Origin of the sequence: Sphingobacterium sp. SG20118 (genome assembly GCF_044740685.1) — a bacterium.
Taxonomy (GTDB): Bacteria; Bacteroidota; Bacteroidia; order Sphingobacteriales; family Sphingobacteriaceae; genus Sphingobacterium.
The window spans coordinates 784,754-795,795 of the sequence record NZ_CP172826.1 but is presented as its reverse complement, the minus strand read 5'-3'; the positions used below and the strand labels follow the sequence as shown (position 1 = coordinate 795,795).

Here is an 11,042-nt window from a genome sequence, read left to right as displayed (position 1 = left end):
ATGAGAAAATTATTTATTGCTTCGTGCATCTTTATATCTGTTTCAGTTTCATCCTGTAAGGACTTCTTAGACGTTAAACCTACAAATTCCGGAGATGCTGAAACCTCCATACAAACGGCTGCTGACGCCAAAGTTATTGTCAATGGCGTGATGAGCATTCTTTCAAATCGAGATTATTATGGTCGAAATTTTCCATTGTATGCCGATGTTAAAGGTGGTGATTTCACTATTTTCGCTGCTGGTCGAGGTTTTGATTATTTGTATACTTTTAACCATAGTGCTTCTTCCAATAGCTATTCTGGTGTTTGGACACAAGGCTTCAATGGTATCGCACAGATCAACAATTTGTTAGCGAGAATTGAAACTTTAAAAGCAGAGGGATCATTGGAAGACTTTAAGTCGTATGAAGGTCAAGCATTAACAAGCCGTGCATTGATTAATTTTGATTTAGTTCGTTTGTATGGAGAACCTTACAATGAGGATAAAACTGCTTGGGGAATTCCAAATATTACAACAAAGTTAGTGTCAAATGCACAAGAATTGAGGTCAAAAGTTGAAGATAACTACAAACAGATATTGATAGATCTAAAAGCTGCTGAAACCTTACTGCCAAAAACTAAATTGAATGGCTATTTAAATTATTATGCCAACAAAGCATTACAAGCACGTGTATATTTATACATGGAAGACTATCCTAATGCTTTGGCTGCTGCAAAAGAAGTAATCGATTCAAAAGTATATACCTTATATAGTAATGCGGAGTGGGTTGACTCTTGGAAATCAGAGTTTGGTAGCGAGTCCATCTTTGAATTGGCGATTTATCCAAATGAAAGCGATTTAGTAAATGCCTCTTTTGGTGCATATTTCAGGAGATCTTACCATGGAAGTTCTGCTATTATAGGAAATTTCTTAGCGAGTGATTATTTATTAAATCGTCTAAAAGAAGATTCTGAAGATGTACGTTGGGGAGTCATGGCTAGGGATGAGACCTCCGCTACACGACTTGGTTCAATCTACAAATACAGTGGTGGTATCAATTTGGAGGGCGACAAAAAATCTTCAAATAGCACTGCTGTCAACTTTAAAGTTATCCGTCTTTCTGAAGTGTACTTAATGGCAGCAGAGGCCGCATTAAAATCAGACAAAGCACTTGCTGCAACTTATTTAAATGCTATCCATATGCGCTCACCTAATTTAGCTCTTGCAGATGCCACTACGATTAATTTAGATATGATCGCAGATGAAAGAAGTAAGGAATTAGCTGGTGAAGGTCATCGATTTTTTGATATGATCCGTTGGAATAAAACCATTGAATTTAATGACGAACTGGGTTCAATTAATACCACTAATCGAGGAAAAACAATTGATAGAAAGTCTAATAAAACAATTCTTCCTATTTTCCTTGATGAAATGAACACTAACCCAGGTATTGCCGCACAACAAAACCCAGGATACTAATTGTATTCCTTTTAATTAAAAAAGAGCCTTCGGATATATAAATCCGAAGGCTCTTTTTTAATATTGTTGAGAATGATTACGAATTGATTTTCTGAAATGCGACACGTGCTGTACCATCACCGACGTAAATAATACCGCAACGTGTGTATCCTAATTTTGTCAATACTTTTTGCATCGGGATATTTGTTTCATGGGTATCCACTCGAATATTAGGACATTGCTCAAAACACCATTCAAAACAACGCATGGCAATGCCTTTCACTTGGCCATTTGATGCCAAACGGTGAACAACAGCATAGGGCTGGTCATTCAACCAATTCCCGCCTTCGATATGGGCGTAATTGGGGTCTGGTTCTAAGGAAAAACAGAATGTGGCTACGATCGTATCTGCTACTAAACAGACATAATTCTCGCCAATATCAATCGTAGATTGGATATATTCGCGAGATGGGTAACCATTTGTCCATTGAACCGTATTGCCACTAGCCCGCATCAAGCCTCGCGCGCTATCAATAATCGCCATGACTTGGTCTATATCCTGTAAATTAGTTTTTCTAATGTCCATATTCAAAAGTAAGCATTCGAACTATTATTCTTTAGAACATCCTGACAAAATTATAGATTTAAGCTATTTTCTGTCCATTCTAAATACCTATATCAGCGTACCACTTGCTTCATATGATCCGGCAGCTTCTTGTCCAAATCAATCAAATAACCGTTGATCACGGCATATCGTATCTCTTCATCTTTTTTTAAGAAAAAATTAGCTTCCTTTCCAAGGTTTAACGTCCTCAAGCTCTGCATCTGCCCTTTTGACAAAACATTGATTGGGTAATGGTGTAAAGGTTCCGCTGGAGAATGTACTATTTTCACAGCTGCATATCCCTTTTTGAGCAAATCTTTGATATCCAATTTTTCTAGATCGCTGATATCGTGAAATAGCTTTTCATATATTTTGCCTTCGACCAGTTCAAATCCGGTTAGATCCAGATCGTCGTAACCAAAAAAATCATGCAGATCTCCTATATCCTCAATATAACCTTTTGCATAATAATCTTCCCCAATGGTAATTTCATCACGGCGAATGGCAATATCTACTTGAAGCGGTAATCCATGTGAAACTGTTGCCACGCGACGTAAGACTAGATCGTGTAATTGTGAGGCATTGACAGGAATCTGTTGATACTCTGCAATGGAATATTGTTGATAACTATCCTCTGCTATTTGTAGTAGCGCACTTAGGATGACTATAAAATTCAACTTTCTGATTTCTTGTTTTTCAGTATCACCTGCAAAGGCTCCAGATTCTATCAATATCGTACTGGATCCCCACTTCTGAAAATTATCGCCAAAAGCTCGTGGTGCATGTTCATCGTCATACTTGGCTACTGCACCGGGGATATACTCTTGTAAGGTATGATTCATACCTGCTATAATTTTCATGGCATTGCCACGCACTTCATTGACTTCCCGTTCCCAATTATAGGCTGGTGCTAATAGGGAAATGGTAACTGGCGTTTTAGTTCCTGGAACATTATAATAAATATTTTGATCGTGCAGATTGAAGCCAAAATGGGGCTTGATAAGTTCTGCTCGACTTCTCAGTACCTTACCTTCTGGTGTTGCGGTATCTCGAGCATCTCGATTCAAATCGATATGCTGAGCATTTCTTCTGGTATATACTTCTGCTCCATCGGGATTGAGCATGGGGATAAAGTGAATTTCTAGTTGTGACTGGAGTATGGTTTCTGATGGGTTCGAATGAATCATCTTTTCCTTCCAAGAAATTGAACAGATCAAAAAGTGCCATCGTTGCGGTAGGCTCATCGCCATGCATTTGGGACCAGAGCATGACTTTCTTTTTCCCTTGCCCGTAGGTCAGCTCGTAAATAGCGCGCTGCTGTACGGACTTCCCTATTGGGGTAACGTGTAAGACTTGACGGTCTTGATGCTTATTGATTAGATCGACAACAGCCTGATGTTTAAATCTTCGCGACTGTAATGCATGTTCTTTATAACGAACATATGCATTCTCGAAATCTTGTTTATTCAAATTCATGGTTTGTGCTGAAATTTTACTCCAGAAAAAAATAAAGATCAAAGAGATGATAATTTTCATCACGTTAATCGGATAACACTTTCTCTAACAACGTGATCGTACCTTGATCGGCATCTATTCTTACCTGTGCACCTACGGGTAAGATAAATTGATTGGCAATATGTCCTATCATCGCTCCTGAATAGGCGGGTATACCTAATGGCTTGATGTAATCGTTCAACACTTGTTCGAAGGTCAGGGATCCATAGCCTGCTGTTGGACTGCAATCTGTACATTTTCCAAACACGAATCCTTTGATCTGGTCTAAGATTCCGGATAGCTTCAATTGACAGAACATACGGTCTACGCGTTCGATATTTTCATCGATTTCTTCGAGGAAGAGGATGGCATTTTTAAAATCAGGTAAATAGTCTGATCCGCATAGTCCAGATATTAAGGTCAGGTTACCTCCTAATAAGATTCCTTCTGCCTGTCCTGAAGTTAGGGTGGTAATCCGCTCTTTATATTGGATGAAATTATCTCCCTTATCAATCGGGTTGGTAAATGTTGTTGTTTTATTCAGGAAAAACTGGTTTTCGAAACTTTGGGCTACGGCATTGGTCCAGGTACTAATTCCAACTGCACCGTGAAAGGATACCAATCCGGTTTTCTTAAATAGAGCCATGATCAGTGCGGTAATGTCACTGTAACCGAGCAGTACTTTTGGATTGGCGGCGATTAATGGATAATCGATATGGGGCAGTAAGCGGGAAGCGCCGGCACCACCTCGTATACAGACAATAGCCTTGACTTCTTGATCTGAAAACATGCTATGGATATCGGCTAGGCGTTCTTCGTCCTTACCGGCGAGGTTACCATATCTACTGCGGATATATTTTCCTTCTTTGACTTTAAATCCAAAGGTCTCGAATATTTCCTTTGTCAGCACGATCGATTCTTCGGTATCAATAACTCCCGCAGGAGCTATTAATCCGATTGTATCTCCTTTACGCAAGACTTGTGCGAGTAGTTTCGTTTGATGGCCAATGGTGTCAAAGAAATCTTCTTGGGCAAATGTTAACGTTGGAATACTTGACGCTACAAAGCCCAAGGATTTTAAAAATGTTCGCTTATCCATAGGTTGTGATGGGATATACTATCTATTAAACAGTAAACGTTGACCTGCACCGTACTCTATTAAACTTCCCTTGGAATAGGCCAATCTTCCGGATACGATGGTATGTTCGATGGATGACTTGAAGGTATGATCTTCAAATGGAGACCAACCACATTTAGATAGGATGTTTGATTTTGATACGGTATAGGGTTTATTCAAATCGACCAAAACAAGATCTGCCCAATAGCCTTCGCGTATAAATCCACGTTCTTCTATCTGGAAACAGATAGCGGTATTGTGTGCTGTTTTTTGAACAATTTGCTCTAAGGTCATCTTACCTGCTTGATACATGTCCAATAAAGCTTGTAAAGCATGCTGCACCAACGGTCCTCCTGATGGAGCTGAACTGTAGGCTTGTGTTTTCTCTGCAATGGTGTGGGGAGCATGATCGGTAGCGATCACATCAATATGGCCATCCAACACTGCTTTCACGATCTCATCCCGATCATGCGCTGTTTTAACTGCTGGATTCCATTTGATAAAATTACCTTTTGTGGCATAATCGACATCGGAGAACCACATATGGTGAATACATGCTTCTGCGGTTATCATCTTTTCTGCCAAGGGTATGTCGTTACGGAATAAAGCAATTTCTTTCGCTGTAGAAATATGTAGGATATGTAAACGTGTGTTATTTTTTTTCGCTAATTCAACTGCTTTTGAAGATGATAGATAACAAGCTTCTGCCGAGCGGATCAACGGGTGCATGTCAATCGTCAGATTCTCTTCTCCAAATTTTTCTTTATAGGCCGCTAAATTCGCTTGGATAGTTGCTTCGTCTTCACAATGTGTAGCTACTAATGTCGGAGAGTTGGCAAATATCTGTTCCAAAGCACGCTCGTTATCAACCAACATATTTCCTGTCGAAGAACCCATGAATACCTTTACACCACAAACATCGCGTGGATTGGTTTTTAGAACTTCATCCAGATTATCATTGGCCGCTCCCATAAAGAAAGAATAATTGGCCAAAGCATTTTGGGATGCGATATCGTATTTATCTTGTAATAATGATTGTGTTAGGGTATTGGGAACGGTATTGGGCATTTCCATAAATGAAGTGGTCCCCCCTGCTACTGCAGCACGACTTTCATGCCAGATATCGGCTTTATAAGTGAGCCCTGGTTCGCGAAAATGCACCTGATCGTCGATCAATCCTGGTAGTAAGTGTAATCCTTCGGCATTGATCTCTTGATCGGCAGGATGATTGATTTCTGCAGCGATCATCTCGATACGACCATTGCTGATATAGACATCCGCAGTGGTTATTTTCCCCTCATTAACGATTTGTGCAGATTTGATAAGTATTGTTGACATTGCTGATTGTAATATTGATATATTAACAAATATAAGCATTTCAATATTTTACAGTCTACTAAATCCACAATTCAATAGCGAATGGCTTTCTTTTATTATGGGACTGCATTTATGATATGACTACTAGGTTAACATGGAGATACGAAAAGTAGTAGTCGGGGTAGTACAACGGGGATTTTATCAAAAATAAGCTCAAACAAAAAAGCAGTAATGAATCATTACTGCTTTTTTGTTTTCTAATATGGACGTCAGCCTTAGGCTACATCAAATTTATATCCTACCCCTTTTACAGTGGTAACATAATCTTCACCTATTTTTTCTCTTAGTTTACGGATATGCACATCGATCGTTCTATTGGTTACTACGACAGAGTCTTCCCAGATACTTTTCAATATCTGTTCTCTCGTAAAAACTTTGTTCGGTTTTGAAGCGAGTAGATACATCAATTCAAACTCTTTTTTTGCGAGAACAATTTTCTGCTCACCACGATAAACTAAAAATGAATCACGATCAATGACCAAATCCATGATTTCTAATCTATCCTGTGCTCTTGCTGCTTCTTCCGAAACATTTCTTCTTAGAATCGCATTGATGCGGCTCATCAAAGCACGAGGTTTGATCGGTTTGGCTATATAATCATCTGCTCCAACATGAAAACCAGCGATTTCAGAATACTCCTCACTTCTTGCCGTCAAAAACACCATAAATGTATTTTTAAACTCAGGCATTGCGCGCATGAGTCGGCAAGCTTCAATACCATCCATCTTAGGCATCATCACATCCAAAATAATTAAATCTGGATTTATATCTTTTGCCACATTGATAGCTTCGTGACCGTTGGATGCAGTAGATACTTGATATCCTTCACGCTTTAAATTAAAAGCAATTAAATCCAAAATATCCTGCTCATCATCAACTACTAATATTTTTTGCTTTGCAATGCTCATGTTCTTTTTTTTGCTAAATTATGAACAAAATGACAACAAAACATTAACGCAGTGTTATTAAATTGTTAAGTAACATTCAGTAAGTTAATATTTAATTTGCGCTATCTTAAAGTTTCTTTTAAAAAATCTTCTAACTCTTTGCCTCTCAGATTTTTAGCAATGATTAGACCTTCGGGATTCAACACATAAGAAGCTGGTATTCCGGTAATACGATACAACCCAACTACGGGTGATCCCCATGCTTTCAGGTCGGATGCATTGGTCCAGCTTAATCCGTCGTCTGCAATGGCACGCATCCATGGTCCTGGATTATCATCCAATGAAACACCGAAAACATCAAAACCTTTTCCTTTATAAGCATTATATAACTTGACTATATTAGGATTTTCTTGACGACAAGGTACGCACCATGATGCCCAAAAATCGACCAATACATACTTCCCTTTAAAATCTGCTAATGATACAGGCTTGTTATTGGGCGTAAAAGATTCGAAACCGGGTGCTGGTTGGCCTATAGCCAAGGTTTCTCAATTTATCTGTTTCTTGCTTAAACTGCGTAACATAATGATTATCTAAAAACTTATCTTTAATCTGATCGGCGTAGGCAATGATTTCGGACTCTGCAATCTCTGGATCTAATGTGCTGATGGCATAAAAACCTGCAATATCATTATGCTGATTAGCAAATGCTACTGCTGCTTTTGTATACGACTGCAATTGCTCCATGAATTTCTGCTTGTACTCGCTTCTCAAATTTTCAATATCATCTGCATCTGCTGCTATACTTCTCTTTCCAAAATCTGCTTGTAAAGAATCGCGAACAGCATCGCGACGATTTCTCATTTTTGAAAAACCCTGAATTGTTGATGATAATTCAGAGCCTTCGATCTGATAATCATTAACATCTTTTTGAAGATCCGCTTTGAACACAATTTCTTCTCCTGGTGAAGCAATCAGGTCATAGCGATTTTTTCCAACACGAAGCGATAATAAGCGTGCTTGACTAGTGGGTCTTTTAAATTGAAACGCATTATTGTCTCCAAAAAACATGGAGTCCAATTTTCGTTCTCCCTCAAATAGGGATATAACTTTCACATTTCCCGTATTTTCAATTTGACCAGAAATCGAAAACTCATCTTTATTTTTACATCCGATAAGAACTAAAAATAAAAATCCTACCATCAGCAACGCCTGTTTCATCATCTTCTCTTTATTATTTTACAAATTCTATTGCTCTTTCTATTGCAGTAACTAAACCTGCGCTATTTTTACCACCTGCTGTTGCAAAAAATGGCTGTCCGCCACCACCACCTTGGATATCTTTTGCTAAATCGCGAATGATATTTCCAGCATTCCAACCTTTAGATTTGGCTAATTCATCAGAAATAACAACTGTCAGACTCGGTTTACCATCAAATTCAGCTCCAATAACCAAGAACAAGTTATTCACGGCACCCTTCAAGGCATAGGCTAACGTTTTGACAGCTTCTGCATTTGGTAGATCAACGATTGTAGCAAGGAAGTTAACTTCTCCAACTTGTTGTAATTTATTTTCTAAATCCGATTTTAACGCTAAGGATTTTTCAGTGATTGTTTTTTCGATTTCTTTTTTCAAAGCACTATTTTCTTCTACGATTTTGCCCATTGCGGAAACAAAGTCTTTCGGATTATTCAATAAAGCTTTGATCTGATCGACCAATTCAAAATGTTCACGGATTACTGCAGCAGATTTTGTCCCACTGATGGCTTCGATACGACGTACCCCAGCGGCAACTGCTGATTCGGATATGATTTTAAAGAATCCGATCTGTCCAGTAGCTTTTACATGTGTACCACCGCATAATTCCTTGGAGAACTTATCTTCGAATGTAATAACGCGTACATAATCGCCATATTTTTCTCCAAACAAAGCCGTTACTCCTGAATCCAATGCTTGTTGGTATGGGATATTACGTTCTTCTTTCAATACAATATTTTCACGAATCTTCGCATTCACGATATCCTCTACTTGTTTGATCTCTTCATCTGTTACTTTTGAGAAGTGTGAGATGTCGAAACGCAGGATATCAGCATTTACTAAGGAGCCTTTTTGATTGACGTGTTCACCTAATACCTGCTTTAATGCTGCATGTAATAAGTGTGTCGCAGAGTGATTATTCTCGGTATCCAAGCGTTTAGCTTGATCCACTTGAGCAACAAATAAACCATCGAAACTTTGGGGCAATTTATCGATAAAGTGAACAAATAGCCCGTTCTCTTTTTTTGTATCTGTAACGTATATTTTCTCTCCTGAAACTTCAGATATCAAGACACCTGTATCCCCTACCTGTCCTCCACCTTCTGCATAAAAAGGAGTCACGGATAGGACCAATTGATACTGATCTTTCCCTTTTGCTGAAACCTTACGGTATTTTATAATTTCTGTTTTTGCAGTTAAGGTATCATACCCTACAAATTCAAAACCTTCATCTTCATTTACTAAAATCCAATCTCCAGTATCAATTGCCGTCGCTGCACGGGAACGCTCTTTTTGAATCTGTAATGCTTTGGTAAAACCATCCATATCGACGCTCAGTCCCTTTTCACGAGCAAGCAGTTCGGTTAAATCAATCGGGAATCCGTAAGTATCATACAATTCGAAGGCAAAATCGCCATCGATAGTGGTATTCGCTTCTGCATAATTCTCAAAACGTTGTACTCCTGTCACTAAAGTTCTCAAGAAAGAAACCTCTTCTTCTAAAATTACTTTTTGAACGAAGCTCTCTTGTGCTTTCAACTCATTAAAGACACCGTCAAATTGGTCTGCCAATAAAGGCACCAACTCGTTGATAAATGGAGTCTTGAAGTTCAAGAATGTATAAGCATAACGTACTGCACGACGCAAGATGCGACGGATAACATAGCCTGCCTTATTATTCGATGGCAATTGACCATCGGCAATGGCGAAACTAATGGCGCGAATATGATCGGCAACAACACGCATTGCGATATCGGTTTTCTCATCTAGCCCATAAGCGATACCCGCTTTCTTGGAGATAAATTGAATCGTAGGTTGGAAAACATCGGTATCGTAATTTGAAGTCTTGCCTTGAATAGAGCGTACCAAACGCTCGAAACCCATCCCTGTATCGACATGTTTTGCTGGTAACGGTTGCAATGATCCGTTTTTAAGGCGATTGAACTGCATGAAAACTAAGTTCCAAACCTCTATTACCTGTGGATGATCTTCATTAACCAACGATTGACCAGACACTTCTTCGCGTTCTTCTGCCGTACGCATATCGTAATGGATCTCAGAACATGGACCACATGGGCCAGTCTCCCCCATTTCCCAGAAGTTATCTTTTTTATTTCCCAATAAAATACGGTCTTCAGGAATCAAGGCTTTCCACAAATCAAAAGCTTCGGTATCACGCGCCAATCCTTCTGAATCATCGCCTTCAAAAATCGTCACGTAAAGACGATCTTTGTCTAATTTATATACTTCGGTAAATAACTCCCAAGCCCATTGAATAGCCTCTTTTTTGAAATAATCACCAAAACTCCAATTTCCTAACATTTCGAATAAGGTGTGGTGATAGGTATCAATACCTACCTCTTCCAAATCGTTATGCTTTCCGGACACACGTAAACAACGTTGTGTGTCGGCAACTCGTGGAAATTTAATGGCGGCTTCGCCCAAAAATAAATCTTTAAATTGATTCATTCCCGCGTTTGTAAACATCAATGTGGGATCATTTTTCACCACAACTGGCGCAGATGGTACGATTTGGTGTCCTTTACTTTTGAAAAAATCCAAAAAAGCCTGACGAATTTCTTTACTTGTCATTGAAATCTAATTGTCTAATTATGATGTTGCAAACTTACTTAAATTTGCCTCGTTATGCAATTAGGCACATGTGTTTTAGTCAATAATAATGTACTCAAATTGTCATGAATTGAAATAAATTTTGACTATTTTTATGAATAATTCAATCCATTACAAAATAAAAAATTAAGATTTAGTGAGATAAGGCATTAAATAATGTATTACAAATCACTTTATTTCATTAATTTAAGCATATGTTTAGGGTAAGGGGTAATTTACCTTTACAGCATAAAAAAC

10 protein-coding genes are annotated in these 11,042 nt (G+C 38.6%); 1 reads left to right on the top strand and 9 read right to left on the bottom strand.

Annotation, left to right across the window (positions count from 1 at the left end; all coding sequences use genetic code 11):
- Window positions 1-1,458 carry a RagB/SusD family nutrient uptake outer membrane protein gene (locus ACFX5U_RS03695; RefSeq protein WP_038696360.1) on the top strand — a complete coding sequence of 486 codons (1,458 nt, stop codon included), beginning with the start codon at window positions 1-3 and terminating at the stop codon, window positions 1,456-1,458.
- Window positions 1,459-1,534: 76 nt separating this feature from the next.
- Here ACFX5U_RS03695 and ACFX5U_RS03690 read toward each other — a convergent pair whose 3' ends face one another.
- The 9 genes from ACFX5U_RS03690 to alaS form a co-directional block, all read right to left on the bottom strand.
- Window positions 1,535-2,023 carry a GNAT family N-acetyltransferase gene (locus ACFX5U_RS03690; protein WP_038696358.1) on the bottom strand — a complete coding sequence of 163 codons (489 nt, stop codon included), beginning with the start codon at window positions 2,021-2,023 and terminating at the stop codon, window positions 1,535-1,537.
- Window positions 2,024-2,115: 92 nt separating this feature from the next.
- Window positions 2,116-3,165, bottom strand: a complete 1,050-nt coding sequence (locus ACFX5U_RS03685) for a peptidase M14 (RefSeq protein WP_400262538.1) — start codon at window positions 3,163-3,165, stop codon at window positions 2,116-2,118.
- Window positions 3,068-3,577 (bottom strand): hypothetical protein, encoded by a 510-nt coding sequence (locus ACFX5U_RS03680; protein WP_400262537.1) that lies wholly within the window; start codon window positions 3,575-3,577, stop codon window positions 3,068-3,070. The genes ACFX5U_RS03685 and ACFX5U_RS03680 overlap by 98 nt, the downstream gene beginning before the upstream one ends.
- Before the next feature lie 4 nt (window positions 3,578-3,581).
- Complete coding sequence (locus tag ACFX5U_RS03675) at window positions 3,582-4,634, bottom strand: LD-carboxypeptidase (protein ID WP_400262536.1); 1,053 nt, start codon at window positions 4,632-4,634, stop codon at window positions 3,582-3,584.
- Between the two features lie 18 nt (window positions 4,635-4,652).
- On the bottom strand, window positions 4,653-5,990 hold the full coding sequence (locus ACFX5U_RS03670; RefSeq protein WP_400262535.1) for a dihydroorotase: 1,338 nt from the start codon (window positions 5,988-5,990) through the stop codon (window positions 4,653-4,655).
- Window positions 5,991-6,244: 254 nt separating this feature from the next.
- Window positions 6,245-6,937, bottom strand: coding sequence for a response regulator transcription factor (locus tag ACFX5U_RS03665; RefSeq protein ID WP_038696352.1), 693 nt, complete (start codon window positions 6,935-6,937; stop codon window positions 6,245-6,247).
- 101 nt (window positions 6,938-7,038) lie between these two features.
- Window positions 7,039-7,458 (bottom strand): TlpA family protein disulfide reductase, encoded by a 420-nt coding sequence (locus tag ACFX5U_RS03660; RefSeq protein WP_400262534.1) that lies wholly within the window; start codon window positions 7,456-7,458, stop codon window positions 7,039-7,041.
- The gene (locus tag ACFX5U_RS03655) at window positions 7,409-8,140 is read right to left on the bottom strand and encodes a hypothetical protein (protein WP_400262533.1); all 732 of its coding nucleotides are present in this window, start codon (window positions 8,138-8,140) and stop codon (window positions 7,409-7,411) included. Before ACFX5U_RS03655 ends, ACFX5U_RS03660 begins: the two co-directional genes overlap by 50 nt.
- A 10-nt stretch (window positions 8,141-8,150) precedes the next feature.
- Entirely contained in the window at window positions 8,151-10,766 is a 2,616-nt protein-coding gene (gene alaS / locus ACFX5U_RS03650; protein WP_280570280.1) for an alanine--tRNA ligase, read from the bottom strand.
- Window positions 10,767-11,042: the final 276 nt, after the last annotated feature.